Below are 17,019 nucleotides of genomic sequence, written 5' to 3' on the forward strand. Positions count from 1 at the left end.
CCCGAAAATCCGGACAGCACCATGCTCACGGTTGTACCGCGGTAATATACTGCGATTCACCACCCACAAACTTCACGATCGTAATTTCCTTGTTCTGAGGATTACCGTTTTCATCCATGGCAATCGGTCCGGCCGCACCGCGAAAATCATGGGTTTTTGCAAGTGCATCCCGGATCTTCTTCCTATCAAATGAACCTGCCCGGTTAATGGCATCAACCAGAACCATAATTGCGTCATAGCCGAGCGGGGCGGTAAGGTTCCACAACGGGTTGTCGCTCATCTCCCTGTACATCTCTCGGATAACCTGGGCTTCTGGATAAGGCATATCAGGATGCCAGAGAACGGTCTGGTAACTTCCCTCAATTTCGTCATCGATCAGGGTACCGATCAGGTCCCAGCCGTCTCCGCCAAGAAAGAGAGCCTTTACACCTTTCTTCCTGGCCTGCTTCATGAACAGGGCTGTATCACGGGTGTAGCCTGGAATATAGACAGCATCCGGCCGGTATTTGAGTAGTTCATCAATGATCTCGGAAAAATCGGCAGAGTCTCCCCGATAGACAGCATCCAGAACCACCCCTCCCCCGAGATGAAGAAATTCCGTACGAAAGTATGCCGCCAGATCCACCGAATAGTGCTCATCAACATTGGCAAGAATGGACACAGTCTTGATTTTCAGCTCATCACGAGCAAACTTGGCCATGGCTTTGCCCTGCATATCATCACCAAAGCAGACCCGGAAAACATAGTCACGACCGAAAGTGACTTCTGGATTCGTCGATGTCGGTGTAATCATGGGTATTCCCGCCTTCTGGAGCACCGGCGCCATGGCCAGAGAATGAGAACTCCAGTGGGCACCGATCACTGCGTCTACCTTCGCGGCAACTGCTTCATGGGCCGCCTCTAATGCGCCGATAGAGGTGCTTTTGTTGTCCAGTATCAGCAGCTTGATCGGCCGCCCCAAAACCCCGCCACTTTCGTTGACTCGCCCTACCGCCGCAATAACCATCTCAACTACCGGTTGGTTATGACGGGCGGCAATGCCGGTAAGGGAAAAAATTACGGCGATGCTCACAGGCTGTTGTGTGCTGTCGACAGGATTCGTCTCGGCCACGGCCGGACCCATCTGGAACGTAAGAACCAAAGCCAGTAATAACGACATACTGTAAAACAATATTACCTTAACCAACCAGCTCGTATCTTTTTTTTCACTACCACAGGCAGAAATCGCATTCATCATGATATCCCCTTAACACACTACGAAAATACAGTATCCATTGCCAGGCAACCAGCCCGCCGATTACACCTTCGGAGTCTCCCGGTACACTACAATGCTTTGTGCCATTATCGGTTTAAAGAGTTTCCTGACAATTTAACATGTCAAATCGACTATATAATTAACGCGTGAAATTTTGTACAAAAATATGACGGAGTGTTGCGGGAAAGGCTATGGAGAAGCCCTTGGTGTGGTGGTGAAGAACGACGTTTATTAACGAGACTCCTGCAGAATGGCCTTATCGTCCAAAGTCGGCGTTATGCTTAAAAAATTTATCCTCGGAATATGATCCATATGTTTGTGGTCATTTTTTTTACATGCCTCGGAGTCTACGTTTACCTGATTTTGAACGAAAATCCTCATTGCGTAAAAGACTCTGACGTTACATCAATTTTTCCAGCATAATAAATGCGTTACATCATACAAAAAAGGCCCTTCTCCCAAAAATGGAGAAGGGCCTGCAAAACAGAAACTGATATTTTTCCCTTCAGGCGGCTTTGTCTTCCCGCTGGTGATCACGATCCAGATGAAAATTGATCCACGAAGAGGTGTCTTTCAACTCCCAGAGCCGAGGTGGAACAAACGTCGCGGTAAGCCGGTCGGTCTCGTTATGCCTCTTCATCCGGTAGTACGCCCGCACCCAGACACAGAACTTGTCTTCATGGACCTCACAGTAGCCGTCACGACTACCACCGCAGGCACCGTTTCGTGTGTGCTTGGGACAACCCGACTCGGGACAGAGAAAACCAACATGCTGAATGCCGCAGTCTCCGCAACTCTGACAGGAAAGCATCAATTTCTTGAACGGGTCCTCAAGGAAGGCTTTCAACATCCATGAGGAGTTACTCTTATCGAGAGTGGCAGAAATCTTTTTATAGACCGGGGCGAGGGAAGCCCGCTTGTCAAAAAAGAGGTCGTGAGCTGTGCGCAGGAACAGGTAATGGGCACCATCGGTGTACTTCAGTTTGATGTCATCCTGTTTGCTCATGCCATTTTTCTGCTCTGCAGATTGTTTGTAGAGATAGAAGCGGCCGTTTTGCTCTTCTTGGAATTCTTCCCGGTAGTCCTGCCAGTTATGCTGGATTTCATCCATGCGGTCGAGAATAGCGGCCACGGTATCAAAACTCTTGTGCACTCCACCGATATGAATACCCTTATAGCCGATACCTTTCAGTACCACGCCTAAGCGGGCCAGTCGTTCTATTGCCTTCTTCGGGCCTTCACCCTTTACTTCATATTCCTTGGCGATGGTTTCGTAGAGACGCTTGGAAACGTAAACACCGGGAACCTTGCCCTGCTGCATGATATTTGCCGCGCCTTTACCCAACAGGTAAAGCGAAGCGAGCGCCGGAATCTTGATATTGTTCTCGTGGTTGAAGATCAGCAGTTCTTCATACTTGTCGATATCGTACCCCAGCTGGGTAATGGTAAACGAGGCGCCGGCCTCTATCTTCCGCTGCAGCTTGCGATACTGGACCCACGATTCCGCTTCGGTGTACTTAAACGGCGAGACGGCACAACCAGTAACAAAAACTTCCGAATGGCCGGTCTTGATCAACCGCTTGTTGAGGTCATTCAACATCGAGGTGAGGATCACCGAGTCAAAATCAAACACCGGAGTGCCCCGGCCGCCGAATCCCTTGCCGGAATAATCGCCGGTGAGTGCCAGGATATTTTTCATGCCCATCCGGGCCAGCTGCAACGCCCTACTCTCCATGCCCATACGGTTGGTATCACGGCAAGTAAAGTGGACGATGACATCAAGACCAAAATCAAGGATCTCACGCCCGATGGCATCGGGACTGAGTGCGGCGTTGCCGCCGGGATTATCAGTGATCGACACGGCGGTGATCCGCCCGTCGTTATAGGCATCTTGTGAAATCTGCTTGATTGTATCGATTGCATCGCCGCTGAAATCTCGTCCGGGGATAAGCTCAAGAGTTACGACAAATTTTTCCGGAGTTGAAATGTCATCATTGAAATTGTGAATCACGGGAACTTCTCCTTGTTGAACTTCGCTTCAGTACGAGCAACCAAAAACACGGTTTCCTCGAATACCCCCATGCTACATTTCGGTGTACCTCGGCTGCCGGGTACGAACCCTGCCCAAACTGACTTGGACCATTTCCAATACTACCACATAGTAGTAATCACTGTCTCTATAAAATGCAGGAAAACAACGATAGATTATTGGATAATGATGATTCAGGAATTCAATTCTGTTGATATGGATACGGGCCACAAACAGTGATCGAAGAAGTAGAAACGAAGATATTTCGTGTACAACAAAGCAAGAAATGAGTGGAAACAACAATTTCAATAAGAAACCTTAAGAAAACAGGGCCCATGAAACGAAAAAATCCCCACGCCAACCTGATGTTAACGTGGGGAAAATCTACACGACTTAAAAAAATCTCACGGTGCAGACTCTCTGCACCTCAACCATCCACAGCACCCGCTGAGGACAGAATGATACAGCACAAACAGGGATCAGCTTCGGTCAGCCGGTCACCTGCTGCTGCAGCTTATTAATCAATGCTTCTTTTTCCTTCAACAGGGCATGAACCTCTGCCGCTGCCTCATAATTATCCTGGGCGGCTTGAACCGCCTCTTCTTTAGCCTGTTCTGCATGAGCAATCTTCTGAATGGAAGACTGTACGACATCATCCACTTTCGTCTCGAATTCCTCCTCAAGCTTCTCCAGGGCATCACGCTTTTCATCACGTTCAGCGCTGACTGCAGCCAGTTCGCTGGTAAGACGTTCGATTTCCTTGTCCTTTTCGGCAATCAACTCATCTTTTTGCCTGACGATATTTTCTTTCTGACTGATTTCAGACTCTTTCTGGCTGATCGCACTGTCTTTTTCACCGATGACCGCGTCTTTCTTGGCGATCTCACCGCCTTTTTTCTGCAGCAGCACAGCCGCCGCAATAGCCACTACAACAGCTATCCCCAGTCCAAGCCACATGATCATGTTCTCCATTGGTTCTCACCTTCAACGGTGTCTGATAATTTGGCTCAGCTAACCGATTATCACCTGCCGGACGCCAGCCGTGCTCACCTTCTACGTTGCAACCTGCAAATAGCCTATCGTTTTGCTGAACTATACACAATGTTTTTTTCTCGCATCTATTTGTAAAATTTTCGTATCCATTATCCTTACATAGCAGAAAACAAGCCGTCCTCATTTATATCGCGGGGTGTTGAGCAAAGAAAGCTCGAGCAAATTTCCACCTCACTTTTTCATAGTCAATCCTTGCTGTCTCTCAAAATAGTCACAATCATCTGTCAAGCAATGTCTACCCTCACTGCCCAATACAGAACCGCTCGTTTTCGTGGCTTTTTGCCCATCCAGCCATTATAGTGGGTGGTTTGTATAGTTTTTCATGAACAGTTTTTTCTCTTTTTCAACAGGTACCCCTATGAACATTATCGTTTCCGGCTCCATGGCCTATGACCGGATCATGGCCTTTCCCGAATATTTTGCCGACCATATTCTGCCCGACAAGATTCACATGCTCAATGTCTGTTTTCAGGTCGACGGCGTCACTGAACATTTTGGCGGCACCGCCGGCAATATTTCCTACGCCCTCCGATTGATGGGCAAAGCGGCCACCATCACTGCTACCATCGGTCATGATCACCGCAGATATTTCAAGTGGCTCGAAAGCAATGACATCGCCGTCGATGGCATCAAAATCATCGATAAAGAATTTACCGCCGGCGCCTACATCACCACCGATAAAGCGGATAACCAGATCACCGGTTTCAACCCCGGTGCCATGAAGTTTTCCTCGGAGTTGGATTTCGACAGTCTCGATCCTGAAAACACCATTTTGATCGCCTCACCGGGAAATCTCGACGACATGATCAACTATCCGCGCCGATGCAAGGAAAAGTCCATCCGATATATTTTCGACCCAGGCCAGGCTCTGCCGGTTCTGCAACCCGAGGATCTCATTGACGTCATCACCGGCAGTTTTCTGTTGATTGTGAACGATTATGAATTCGATCTTATTTTAAACAAGACCGGGCTTACCCGTGAAGAGCTCCTGGCCCTTGCCGACAACACCATCATCACCCTCGGTGAACATGGCTCACGGATCTACCGTAACGGTACAGAAACCAAAATTGCCCCGGCAGCACCACGCGGGGTAATTGATCCAACCGGCTGTGGTGATGCCTATCGCGGCGCCCTGCTTTCCGGCCTGGCTTCAGGTCTCGATCTTGAGGAGAGTGCCAAACTCGGCAGCATCTGTGCCTCGTTTGCCGTTGAATGCCACGGAACCCAGGTCTACACCTTCACTCCCGAAGAGTTTGAAGACCGCCGTAAAAGTTACTGATCCCCCAAACTGGCGCTACGACCTCCCATATGAGGTCGTAGCGTCCCCGCTATTCGCTTGGTTGTCCTGCATTTCAAGCTGTCAGCACTCCGACATGGCCAGCGCGACTTTTGACCGGCTCACCCTCCCCAACTGTTGACAGATATAGTTGCCGGCATCCAGCAGTTTCCCAAGATCAACACCTGTGGCAATGTTCAGGCCGTTCAGCATATAGAGAAGATCCTCAGTGGCCACATTACCAGATGCCCCACGAGCATATGGACAACCGCCCAACCCCGCCACCGAACTGTCAACAATAGCCACCCCCAGCTCAAGGGCCGACAGAATATTGGCCAACGCCTGGCCGTAGGTGTCATGAAAATGGACGGCAAGTTTCTCTATCGGGATCGTCTCGGCCACGGCTTCAATCATCGCCTGCACCTTGCCGGGCGTGCCCACACCGATGGTGTCGGAGAGCACAATTTCAGGACAGCCGAGCTGGTAGAGTTGTGCGGCAACCTGTCGAACCTTCTCCACGGAGATTTCACCATCATAAGGGCAACCGAGGGTGCAGGAGAGATACCCACGAACGGCCAATCCTTTGGTCAGCGCCCGGTCGATAATCTCCCCGCAACGCTCCAGTCCTTCTGCGATTGTGCAATTACTGTTTTTCTTCGAAAACCCCTCCGAGGCAGAAGCAATGACACTCACAGCCGAAGCACCTGCGGCGAGTGCGTCTTCAAACCCCCGCGAATTTGGCACCAGTACAGGATAGATAACATGGGGAAGTCGTGAAATGGATTGAATGACCTCGGCATGGTCAGCCAGCTGCGGCACCCATTTCGCCGGCACACAGCTGGTAATTTCCACTACGGGTAAACCGGCCCGGCTCAGCAGGTCGATATAGGTGATTTTGGCCTCGGTCGAGACCTGCACAACCTCATTTTGCAAACCATCACGCGGAGAGACCTCCACTATCCGAACCCGCTCAGGCAGCTGCATCGTTTTTTTCCTCCAGCGGTTGGAACTCCACCAGCCGATCCTTTTCCTGAACGCTGTCGCCCTGTCGGTAGAGTATGGAAATCACCGTGCCGTCGGCCGGGGCACGGATCGCATATTCCATCTTCATTGCCTCAAGCACAAGCAGCTGATCGCCTTGTCGCACCGTATCTCCAGCCTCGACAAAAAGTTCGGTAACCTTTCCCGGGATAGGGGCGCGCAGAGAATTCCCCCCCCCACCATCAGAACCCACCCGGCCAAGATCAGGCAGCAACAGATGAAAGGTGTTTCCAGCGCAAAAGACAGTGATCTGTTCATCATGAGTCACCAATGTCGCAGCAACATTCTTGCCCTGTAGCCTGCAACGTAATTTCGCCCCATGCAGCTCCACCACCGTTACGGTCATGACAACGCCTGCCATCTCCAGACGATAGCCGTCGCCAACAGGATACATATGCACGGTCACCATTTCGCCCTGACTCAAAAGCTGCATCTCAATCCTGTCAGACTCGTTTACGCGAAACCCCTTGCCGGAGTTCCAGGGGGAGTACGGATCGCCCCCCGAGCCAACCTGCTGATAGAGCATCCGTTGATTTTCCAGGACCCGGTACAGGGCGACAATGGCAAGCGTCTCATCCGTTATCGGCTCAGGCCGCGTCAGTTCATCCAGATGCTCATCCACATAACGGGTTGTATGCGTTGCCGCGCTAAAAGCGGGGTCGACCGCGAGGCGGCGCAAAAAACCGATATTCACCGTTATTCCGGCAAAATGATACTCAGCAAGAGCGGCAAGCAGACGTAAAATCGCCTCATGACGATCCTCTCCCCAAACGATCAGCTTCGCCAACATCGGGTCGTAAAAAGGCGTCACCATATCCCCCTGCCGCACACCGCTGTCAACCCGCACCCCGTCGGCAGTCATAGGTTGCCGCAGGTAGTGAATGGTACCGGTAGAGGGCAGGAAGTTGCGCACGGGATCTTCGGCATAAACCCGGACCTCAATGGCATGGCCTTTACATTCCAGTTCTTCCTGGCCAAGAGGCAGCGGTTCTCCGGCAGCCACCAACAGCTGCCATGCAACCAGATCCTGGCCGGTGATCATCTCGGTCACCGGGTGTTCCACCTGCAGCCGGGTGTTGATCTCAAGAAAATAGAACTCACCATCGGGCTCCACCAGAAACTCGACCGTACCCGCACCCACATAGCCGAGCGTTTCGGCGGCGGCAACCGCTGTCCGGTGAAGCTTCTGGCGGATGCGCTCTGAGATACCGGGCGCTGGAGACTCTTCCAGGATTTTCTGGTGTCGCCGCTGCAGTGAGCAGTCCCGCTCAAAGAGATGGACTGCATTTCCATGGATATCCCGGAAAATCTGCACCTCCACATGCCGGGCGTTGACGATCTGTTTTTCCATGAGCAGACTGGCATCACCAAAGGCCCCGGCCGCCTCCCGCCTAGCCGCAGCAATCGCTTCGTTCATCTCCTCAGTGGCATTGACCAGACGAATTCCCTTGCCGCCCCCGCCCCGGTCCGCCTTGATAAGCAGTGGATAGCCGAGACCCTCCCCCTTCCCCTCAAGCTCACTGTCCGGAACTTCGTCAATATAGCAGCCAGGAATAACTGGGATTCCAGCCTGTTCCATAATGTCACGGGCCCGACTCTTGATCCCCATGGAGGTAATGACATCAGGGCTCGGGCCAACAAAGATGAGCCCAGCCGCCTTGCAGGCCAAAGCGAACTCCGGATTCTCCGAGAGAAAACCGTAACCGGGATGAATGGCCTCAGCTCCAGCCGCTTTCGCCACCCGTAAAATTTCCTGCTGATTGAGATAACTCAAGGTCGCGGCGGCAGGGCCGATGCAATAGGCCTCATCGGCCAGCTCGACATGGAGAGCACTACTATCCGGCTCAGAATAGACCGCAACGGTCGCAATCCCCATCTTTCTGGCAGAGTAAATGATGCGGCAGGCGATCTCGCCCCGGTTGGCGATCAGGATTTTTTTGAACATCTTCATTCACTCCGCCAGCTGGGTTTCCGCTTGGCAAGGAAGGCTGTAAGCCCCTCTCTCCCTTCCGCACTCACCCGAATTTCGGCTATAGCTCTCGCGGTCTCATTGCCTACTGCCCGTAAATCATCACGCTGCCAGCCGCAGATTCTTTTCTTAACAGCCGCCATGGCCTCGGGTCCGTTCGTGAGCAACATTGCGGTCAGCCGATCGATTTCTGCCTGCAGTTTTCCGTTCTCAGCAACCACCTGCACCAGTCCCAATGCCTGGGCTTTGATGGTGGAAAAAGTATCACCGGTAAGGGCCAGATACCGGGTGTTGCGGGGGCCCAGTGCTCGCTCAAGATAAGGTGAAATTACAGCAGGGATAATACCGACCTTTACCTCAGAGATAGCAAAACGCGCCAATTCAACAGCCACCGCAATATCACAAGCCGCAACCAGGCCGACACCGCCACCGAAAGCCGCTCCCTGTACCGCACAGATGGTTGGCTTGGGGAGCATCGCCAGATCGGCGTAGAATTCCGCCATTGCCCGCGCGTCGTTATAGTTTTCCGCCTCCGAATAACCGGCCATGCGCTGCATCCAGCCCAGATCAGCACCGGCACAAAAACTTTTCCCGTTAGCCGCCAGTACCACCACCTTCACCTTCCGGTTATCCGCAAAAGATTTGATTGCCTGGTGCAACTCGGCCAGCAGTATATCGTCAAAGGCATTATGGAACTCCGGCCGGTTCAGGGTAATGGTCGCCACCCCTCGGTGGTCAATATCGCGTAAAATATTCTTTGTCTGGCCTGTCATCGTCTCACTCACTTACATGCGGAAAACCCCGAATTGGGTGGCTTCGATCGGCGCGTTGAGGCTCGCCGATATGGCAAGGCCCAGCACCATCCGGGTATCCGCCGGCTGGATAATTCCGTCGTCCCAGAGGCGGGCGCTGGCGTAATAGGGGTGGCCCTGGTGCTCATATTGGTCACGGATCTGCTGTTTGAAGACTTCGAGTTCGTCCGGTGAATCCCCCCCCTGCCGCACCTCGGCCAGTACGTTGGCTGCCTGCTCGCCGCCCATCACCGAAATCCGGCTATTAGGCCAGCTGAAGACAAAACGCGGCTCGTAGGCCCGTCCACACATGGCGTAGTTGCCGGCACCGAAGCTACCACCAATGATCACTGTGAACTTCGGTACTCTGGCACACGAGGTCGCCATGACCATCTTGGCCCCGTGTTTGGCAATACCACCCTGCTCGTACTTGCCGCCCACCATAAACCCACTGATATTCTGGAGGAAAACAAGGGGAATTCTCCGCGCACAACAGAGCTCGATAAAATGGCAGCCCTTCTCTGCCGATTCGGAAAAGAGCACCCCGTTATTGGCGATAATCCCCACCGGATAACCCATGATATGCGCAAAGCCGCAGACCAGCGTGGTGCCGAACAGTGCCTTAAACTCATCAAATTCACTCTCGTCAACCAACCGGCAGAGCACTTCCCGCACATCGTAAGGAGTACGGACAGTAGCCGGAATCACCCCTGCCAATTCCTTCGGATCATAGTGTGGCGGCCGAGATTCACGAACAGGGATATCCACCACCTTTTGGCGGTTAAGCGTTCCCATGATCCTCCGGGCCAGCGCCAGGGCATGGTGATCGTTTTCCGCATAGTGATCGGTCACACCCGATTCCCGGCAGTGGACATCGGCGCCACCAAGATCCTCGGCACTGATCACCTCGCCGGTGGCGGCTTTAACCAGCGGTGGACCGCCCAGGAAAATGGTACCCTGCTGCCGGACGATTACCGACTCGTCGGCCATTGCGGGGATATAGGCGCCACCCGCGGTGCATGAACCCATCACCACTGCAATCTGGGCGATCCCGGCCGAAGACATGATCGCCTGGTTGTAGAAAATGCGGCCGAAATGGTCGCGATCGGGGAAAACCCGGTCCTGCTCGGGGAGAAAGGCTCCGCCCGAATCCACCAGGTAAATACAGGGTAACCGGTTCTGCAGCCCAATCTCCTGGGCCCGCAGATGTTTTTTCACCGTCATCGGCAGATAGGTACCGCCTTTCACCGTGGCGTCGTTGGCCACCACCACGCACTCCTGGCCTGCCACCCGGCCGATACCGGTGACGATTCCAGCGGCGGGAATATTGCCACCATACATCTCGTAAGCCGCAAACTGCGAGAGCTCCAGAAAGGGTGAACCGGGATCGAGAAGTGCGGTGATGCGGTCCCGCACCAGGAGTTTTCCCCGTTGCACGTGCTTCTGCCGGGCGCCCTCACTGCCTCCACGAGCAATCGCGGCCACCTTCTCTTCAAGGTCGGCAACCAGTTTCTCCATCGATCGGCTATTTGCCTGAAACTCGGCACTGTCGGTGCGGATATGCGATGTCAGTCGGGTCATACACCTTCCTCTATGCCGTTTCCTGAAAGATTTCCCGACCGATCAGCATCCGGCGAATCTCGCTGGTACCAGCACCTATCTCGTAGAGCTTGGCATCCCGTAACAGTCGCCCCGCCGGGTACTCGTTGATGTAACCATTGCCGCCGAATATCTGAATGGTCTCAAGCGCCAGCCGGGTGGCCCGTTCGGCACAGTAGAGAATGACGCTGGCCCCATCCTTTCTGATCGGCGATCCCCGATCGGCAGCCTGGGCCACCATATAGACATAGGAACGACAGGCGTTCCAGGTGGAGTACATATCGGCGATCTTGCCCTGCATCAACTGGAACTCACCGATGGAACGTCCGAACTGTTTGCGTTCGTGAATATAGGGCAGTACCTGATCCATGCAGGCGGCCATGATGCCAAGCGGACCACCGGCCAGGACCAGCCGTTCGTAGTCAAGACCACTCATCAGTACCTTGACCCCTTCATCGAGATGACCGAGTATATTTTCGGCCGGCACCTCGCAGTCGGTGAAAATCAGCTCGCAGGTCGCGGAGCCACGCATCCCCAGCTTGTCCAGCTTTGGCCCGGTAGCGAAACCGTTCATCCCCTTTTCAATGAGAAAGGCTGTAATTCCCCGCTGCTTTTTTTCCGGTGAAGTTTTTGCGTAGACAATCAGTAGATCAGCGACCGGCCCGTTGGTGATCCACATCTTGGTCCCATTGAGAATGAAACGATCGCCTTTGGCCACCGCCCGCAGCTGCATGGAAACCACATCGGAGCCCGAGCCTGCCTCACTCATGGCCAGCGCCCCCACATGCTCGCCGCTGATAAGGCGTGGCAGATATTTTGCTTTCTGTTCGGCAGTGCCGTTCAAGGTGAGTTGATTGACACAGAGATTGGAGTGAGCTCCGTAGGCAAGGCCAACAGCGGCAGAACCGCGGCTTAGTTCTTCCATGGCCACCACATGCTCGAGATAGCCCATGTTGGCGCCGCCGTATTCCTCGGGGGCGGTGATGCCGAGCAGCCCCAGACCACCCATGCGGTTCCACAGTTCCCGTGGAAAAACGTCTTCCCGGTCAATCGCAGCAGCAATCGGTGCTATCTCCCGCTGGGAAAATTCCTCTACCGTGTCGCGCAGCAGGTTGACCGTCTCGCCCAACCCGAAGTCCAGTCCGGTTCGTCGTGCCATACGTATCCTCCATCAGCATATCCGCAATAATCATTGCTGATTACAGCATATCACAGCCTGTCAGGAATAGAAAATTGTGGTCTTTTCAGCACGACATTGCCGGCTGTTATCACTCCTCCATGGTCGAGAGATCACCGTCAGGCAGACCAAGCTCCCTGGCCTTCAGTAATCGCCGCATTATCTTACCGGCTCTGTTTTTTGGCAAATGCTGGTTAAACTCAATTTCACGTGGTGCAACTGCAGAACCGAGCATCTTCCTAGTAAAAGCTATGAGTTCAAGACGCAACGCATCACTTGCCTCGAATCCCGATTTGAGTGAGACAAATCCCTTCACCAGCTCCCCTACCACCGGGTCAGGTTTGCCGATAACCCCGGCTTCAGCTACTGCCGGGTGGGCCATGAGCACGCTTTCCACCTCAAATGGCCCGACCATATGGCCCGCAGTCTTGATGATGTCATCAGCCCTGCCAACAAACCAGAAGTAACCGTCCCCATCTCTTTTGGCCAGATCCCCGGTCAGATACCAGTCACTGGCAAAACAACTGCGATAGCGCTCCTCATCGTGCAGATAACCGCGAAACATGGACGGCCAACCAGGTCGAAGCGCCAACTCTCCCTGGGTGCCAGGCGTCTCAATCTCTTCAGCACCGCCATCCTCCGACCTCCTGACAATGGCAGCCTCGATACCGGGCAGCGGTCGCCCCATGGAGCCTGGTCGAATCTCCATGGCGGGAAAGTTTGCGATCATAATGCCGCCCGTTTCCGTCTGCCACCAATTGTCATGAATCGGCATTCCGAGCGCCTCTTGCCCCCAGACAATCGCTTCGGGATTCAATGGCTCCCCGACACTTTGAACAAGCCGCAGATGACTGAGGTTATACGATTTCACCGGCTCAGCCCCAAGGCGCATCAACCTGCGGATCGCCGTAGGCGCGGTATACAAGACGCTGACCTTTTGCGATTCGAGAATATTACACCAGCGGGTGGCATCGAAATCGGCTTCGTCAACAATATTGGTAATCCCGTGCAGGAGTGGTGCAAGAATGCCATATGATGTGCCGGTTACCCAGCCGGGGTCTGCCGTACACCAGAAGACATCATCAGCGTGAAAATCAAGGACATACTTACCGGTTAGGTAATGGGTCAGGGCAGCGCCATGAACATGGAGCGCACCCTTTGGCATACCCGTGGTGCCGCTTGTAAAATGTAATAGAGCAATATCCTCAAGATCGGTGGACGGAATGGTAAAGGTATCCTGCACCTTCGCCATCAATCGGGGAAGCGATAGCAAGCGGCTGTCTTCATGTTCCTCCAAATCCACCAGCAGCACATACCGTAGTAAGGGCAGTCGATTCAAAAGCTTTGCCACTTTCTCACGATAGAGTCGTCGAGTAGTGATCAAAATCTTTGCATCACCCCTGCTCATACGCTGATATATCGGCTCGGGACCAAAGGCGGAATAAAGCGGGCAAAAGACACTGGTGTTCTTTAGGGCGCCAAGGGCTGCGATATAGAGTTCAGGAATCCTGCCAGTAAGCGTGCAGACCGTGTCACCTCTACCGAGACCCAGCATATGCAGGACATTGGCAAAACGGCTGGTCAGCGTTTTCAGCTCGCCGTAGGTAAAACGTTCCACCCTGTCACTTTGGCTCAGCCAGCGCAGCGCAACATGCTTTGCAAGCTGCCCTTCTGCATGACAGTCCACTGCGGCATGGGCGATGTTGAAACCTTTCTTACCAGGAAGAGATGGTAACTCCCGACGAATGTTATCCCAGGAAAAATCGGCAAGGGTCGCCTGATAATCTGATAGGTGGGGAGATTGTTTGGGCGATCCTGGGTCCTTTCTGATTGCGGTCCACTTCATGTTCGCACCTCCTATCTTTTCTCGGTATGTTCCCAGATATCTGCTCTCGTCCCATTGGACACTTTATGATCAGATACCTGTCCTGTGAATGGACGTTTACCGAAAACCAGAATTTAGGATGTATACTTTAGAATACGAAACATCAGGACGAACAGTCAAGAAACCCTGCAAAATAGGTAGGCCATGTTGGCAGGTGAAGTCCTACCTGGTTAGGAAACATCATTAGTCTCAGTTTTTCTAAAATTCTTTACCTTGTCACTAGATATTTCTTATAGCATCGTTACCGTCTCCATCGTTCATTTAACAACCAACTCAACCGTAATAACTCAATAACATAGTACATTTCATAGAATCTTTCTTAAGCGAAGGCTCCGGAATCAGCGGCCTTTGCAGCTGAAGGCTAGCAGGTACTCTGAGTGATAGCCGGGGGATTGCACATGGGCAAACCCCTCATGGATATCACAAATATTTTGAAAATAATCATAAATTCATAAACAGCCCTCGATGACCATGACATATGCGGGGTAGGAAATAGAGTTACAGCAAGGAGCAACGACGAAGAAGAGCCTTTCTCGTGCCGGGAGAACCAGCAGAGGAAGGTGCGCTTAAAAGAAAAGGGGCTGCCACATACTGGGCAGCCCCTTTTCTTTTGTCAATATTTGAAATTTTGCCGAGTTTCTTGTCACTCGGCCTGTTCTTCCACATCGATGAGCAGCTGGTCAAACAGTGTGCTCATCTTGTTCTCAATAAAGGAGTCTACCTCTGCCATAACCGCTCCCAGAGTATCGACAAACTGCTCGCCAGCCTCATCATCACGTTGCAGAAGGTGATGACCAAAAAGCTGATTGACCGGCTTGCGGGCAAGACCAATGATTCTGTCGTTATACTGCTCAACCTGCTCTACAATCCTGTTAAACAGGCTGTCAACGTCGCTGAAGAGGCCGTAGTCCTGCAGAGCTGGCTGAAGCAATGCGTCTTCTGAAGCAATTTCTTCACTTGCAGGAGCAACAGCCGGTTGTGGTTCGGTGTCATGCAAGGATGCCAATGACCGGGTTGCGGTGGCTGCTTCCACCGAGTTCATCTCGTAGGATTGCTGGTAGCTGATATCTGCGGAATAGGCTGAGACAGAGTCATAGCCGCCCATTGTCATGGCCTTGTCCATGGCTGCGGCCATGTCACCCGTGGTCATCTTGGAGATGACCCCATCGATTCCTTTGAGGATATTTTCGATATCTTTCAGTTCCTCTTCACTGAGACTGCCTTCCACGGAAAATGAAAAGCTCTGGCCTGAGGCGAGGGTGAGTTCGCGATGGGATGTGCCGAAGGCGGCGGTTCCATTTTCGTTCTGGACATACCCTTTGCTATTGTACAAAAAGGCGTCCATCTGGGTAAAACTGCTGGATGAAAGGGTGACCTGGTCGCCATCCTTGGTCTGGATGACGAGACCGGCTTCCAGACTCTCCCGGGCCTTGATCGACTGCTGTTGAACATATCCGGCCGAGCGGTAATCCGACAGAGGGTTTTGCCGTGAAGGCAATGCTGAAAAAGGTATGTTGTGTGCTAGACTGTTCATGCTGTTCCTCCTTGAATCAAAGACATAAACATCCGTATTGTCTCTTATCGGAAGAACTGTTTAGTTCTTTAGCAGATTTGAAAAATAATTTATATGTCCTGCCATGATACATAGTTACAGGTGGGGTAAGTTGAATAAAACGGACACCAATGTTTCAAATCCCACGACATGGAGGTGTCTCAATGACCAAACGTATCAACGGCCGCTACTCAAAGGAATTTCGGGATGAGGCGGTAAAATTAGTTGTCGGAGGCGGCATTTCTTCCTACGAGGCCTCACGCCGGCTCGCACTGCCAAAATCTACTCTTGAGAGCTGGGTAAGAGCATTCAAGGCCGGCAAACTCGGCGAGATCGGCGGACAGCAACGGCCACTGACCGAAATCGAATTAGAACTCGATAGAGTCAAACGAGAGCTGGCTCACGTCAAGCAGGAGCGCGACATTCTAAAAAAAGCCGCCGCGTACTTCGGAGTCTCGCAAGCTCGCTTACCTGCCAAGGAGTCGCTGCACGGTACGCGATGATTACAGAGCTACGATCCGAGTTTGCGGTGCTTCTTCTCTGCCAGGTATTGGACGTATCGCCAAGCGGCTACTATGCCTCGCTGCAGCGTTCAGAGTCCCCACGCCAGGAAGAAGAGGCACGGCTTGTCTTCGAGATCAAGGCGGCTCACAAAAGAAACCGGGAAACCTACGGCCCGGAACGATTACAAAGCGATCTTGCCGAGCATGGGATTCAGGTCGGCGTGCACCGGATCAAGCGTATCCGCAAAGAACACGGCATCCGTTGCAAGCAGGTGAAAAAGTTTAAGGCGACAACGAACTCCAACCATGCTCTGCCGATTGCCGAGAATGTTCTTGAGCAGAAATTCGAGGCTAACGCTCCCAATCAAGCCTGGGTTACAGATCTGACATACATTGCTACCGCTGAAGGCTGGCTGTATCTTGCAGGCCATAAGGATCTCTTCACAGGAGAAATTGTCGGGTATGTGATGGGAGAGAGAATGACCAAGAGCTTAGTCTACCAATCCCTTTTTCGTGCCATAGCGGCCAAACGTCCAGCTCCAGGATTAGTTCATCATTCAGATCGGGGCAGCCAGTATTGCGCCCTGGAGTATAGAAAATTGCTTGACCAATTTGGTATGCGAGCTTCTATGAGTCGCCGTGGTAATTGCTATGACAACGCTCCCATTGAGAGCTTCTGGGGAGTATTGAAGAACGAGTTAATATACCATCGTCGCGACGTCACCAGGCGTGAAGCAATGCAGGAAATCACGGAGTACATAGAAATTTTCTACAATCGCCAAAGGCGCCAGAAAAGATTGGGCTATCTGTCACCTGCGGTCTATGAGCAACAGTTTTTCAAAAAGCAAAGTTCAACCTAAGGCTTTGGTGTCCGTTATTGACGACCGAC

General features: G+C 52.5%; 12 protein-coding genes. 2 read left to right on the forward strand and 10 right to left on the reverse strand.

What is annotated here, in order from left to right; genetic code table 11:
- Window positions 1-25: 25 nt before the first annotated feature.
- The 3 genes from BUF15_RS09710 to BUF15_RS09720 form a co-directional block, all read right to left on the reverse strand.
- Window positions 26-1,237: an ABC transporter substrate-binding protein gene (locus BUF15_RS09710; protein WP_073613280.1), complete on the reverse strand. Its 1,212-nt coding sequence runs from the start codon at window positions 1,235-1,237 to the stop codon at window positions 26-28.
- Between the two features lie 523 nt (window positions 1,238-1,760).
- On the reverse strand, window positions 1,761-3,266 hold the full coding sequence (locus BUF15_RS09715) for a methylenetetrahydrofolate reductase C-terminal domain-containing protein (protein ID WP_073613281.1): 1,506 nt from the start codon (window positions 3,264-3,266) through the stop codon (window positions 1,761-1,763).
- A gap of 507 nt (window positions 3,267-3,773) precedes the next feature.
- On the reverse strand, window positions 3,774-4,256 hold the full coding sequence (locus tag BUF15_RS09720; protein WP_073613282.1) for a hypothetical protein: 483 nt from the start codon (window positions 4,254-4,256) through the stop codon (window positions 3,774-3,776).
- Window positions 4,257-4,695: 439 nt separating this feature from the next.
- Here BUF15_RS09720 and BUF15_RS09725 point away from each other — a divergent pair, with 439 nt between their 5' ends.
- Complete coding sequence (locus BUF15_RS09725) at window positions 4,696-5,616, forward strand: carbohydrate kinase family protein (protein ID WP_073613283.1); 921 nt, start codon at window positions 4,696-4,698, stop codon at window positions 5,614-5,616.
- A gap of 81 nt (window positions 5,617-5,697) precedes the next feature.
- Here the strand turns inward: BUF15_RS09725 and BUF15_RS09730 are convergent, their stop codons facing one another.
- The 7 genes from BUF15_RS09730 to BUF15_RS09760 form a co-directional block, all read right to left on the reverse strand.
- Window positions 5,698-6,597, reverse strand: a complete 900-nt coding sequence (locus BUF15_RS09730) for a hydroxymethylglutaryl-CoA lyase (protein WP_073613284.1) — start codon at window positions 6,595-6,597, stop codon at window positions 5,698-5,700.
- Window positions 6,584-8,599, reverse strand: a complete 2,016-nt coding sequence (locus BUF15_RS09735) for an acetyl/propionyl/methylcrotonyl-CoA carboxylase subunit alpha (RefSeq protein ID WP_073613285.1) — start codon at window positions 8,597-8,599, stop codon at window positions 6,584-6,586. The genes BUF15_RS09730 and BUF15_RS09735 overlap by 14 nt, the downstream gene beginning before the upstream one ends.
- Window positions 8,600-8,601: 2 nt before the next feature.
- Window positions 8,602-9,396 carry an enoyl-CoA hydratase-related protein gene (locus BUF15_RS09740; RefSeq protein ID WP_073613286.1) on the reverse strand — a complete coding sequence of 265 codons (795 nt, stop codon included), beginning with the start codon at window positions 9,394-9,396 and terminating at the stop codon, window positions 8,602-8,604.
- 12 nt (window positions 9,397-9,408) lie between these two features.
- Window positions 9,409-10,995, reverse strand: a complete 1,587-nt coding sequence (locus BUF15_RS09745) for a carboxyl transferase domain-containing protein (protein ID WP_073613287.1) — start codon at window positions 10,993-10,995, stop codon at window positions 9,409-9,411.
- A 10-nt stretch (window positions 10,996-11,005) separates the two neighbouring features.
- Entirely contained in the window at window positions 11,006-12,172 is a 1,167-nt protein-coding gene (locus BUF15_RS09750; protein WP_073613288.1) for an isovaleryl-CoA dehydrogenase, read from the reverse strand.
- A gap of 109 nt (window positions 12,173-12,281) precedes the next feature.
- Window positions 12,282-14,036 carry an acetate--CoA ligase gene (acsA, locus tag BUF15_RS09755; RefSeq protein WP_073613289.1) on the reverse strand — a complete coding sequence of 585 codons (1,755 nt, stop codon included), beginning with the start codon at window positions 14,034-14,036 and terminating at the stop codon, window positions 12,282-12,284.
- Between the two features lie 682 nt (window positions 14,037-14,718).
- Window positions 14,719-15,609 carry a hypothetical protein gene (locus BUF15_RS09760; protein WP_073613290.1) on the reverse strand — a complete coding sequence of 297 codons (891 nt, stop codon included), beginning with the start codon at window positions 15,607-15,609 and terminating at the stop codon, window positions 14,719-14,721.
- A 182-nt stretch (window positions 15,610-15,791) separates the two neighbouring features.
- Between BUF15_RS09760 and BUF15_RS09770 the strand changes: the two genes are divergently transcribed.
- Window positions 15,792-16,990, forward strand: a protein-coding gene (locus BUF15_RS09770; RefSeq protein WP_234981148.1) for an IS3 family transposase whose coding sequence is annotated in 2 segments (ribosomal slippage) — window positions 15,792-16,062 and window positions 16,062-16,990 — 1,200 coding nt in all. Because the reading frame shifts where the segments join, the coding sequence is not laid out codon by codon here.
- The last annotated feature ends 29 nt before the right edge of the window (window positions 16,991-17,019 follow it).

The sequence above is a fragment of the Desulfopila aestuarii DSM 18488 genome (assembly GCF_900143695.1).
Taxonomy (GTDB): Bacteria; Desulfobacterota; Desulfobulbia; order Desulfobulbales; family Desulfocapsaceae; genus Desulfopila; species Desulfopila aestuarii.

Excerpts from the sequence above, each read along its gene's own strand:
- BUF15_RS09710 (WP_073613280.1), bottom strand. The coding sequence starts at position 1,237 with ATGATGAATGCGATTTCTGCCTGTGGTAGTGAAAAAAAAGATACGAGC.
- BUF15_RS09720 (WP_073613282.1), bottom strand. The coding sequence starts at position 4,256 with ATGGAGAACATGATCATGTGGCTTGGACTGGGGATAGCTGTTGTAGTG.
- BUF15_RS09725 (WP_073613283.1), top strand. The coding sequence starts at position 4,696 with ATGAACATTATCGTTTCCGGCTCCATGGCCTATGACCGGATCATGGCC.
- BUF15_RS09730 (WP_073613284.1), bottom strand. The coding sequence starts at position 6,597 with ATGCAGCTGCCTGAGCGGGTTCGGATAGTGGAGGTCTCTCCGCGTGAT.
- BUF15_RS09735 (WP_073613285.1), bottom strand. The coding sequence starts at position 8,599 with ATGTTCAAAAAAATCCTGATCGCCAACCGGGGCGAGATCGCCTGCCGC.
- BUF15_RS09740 (WP_073613286.1), bottom strand. The coding sequence starts at position 9,396 with ATGACAGGCCAGACAAAGAATATTTTACGCGATATTGACCACCGAGGG.
- BUF15_RS09745 (WP_073613287.1), bottom strand. The coding sequence starts at position 10,995 with ATGACCCGACTGACATCGCATATCCGCACCGACAGTGCCGAGTTTCAG.
- BUF15_RS09750 (WP_073613288.1), bottom strand. The coding sequence starts at position 12,172 with ATGGCACGACGAACCGGACTGGACTTCGGGTTGGGCGAGACGGTCAAC.
- acsA (WP_073613289.1), bottom strand. The coding sequence starts at position 14,036 with ATGAAGTGGACCGCAATCAGAAAGGACCCAGGATCGCCCAAACAATCT.
- BUF15_RS09760 (WP_073613290.1), bottom strand. The coding sequence starts at position 15,609 with ATGAACAGTCTAGCACACAACATACCTTTTTCAGCATTGCCTTCACGG.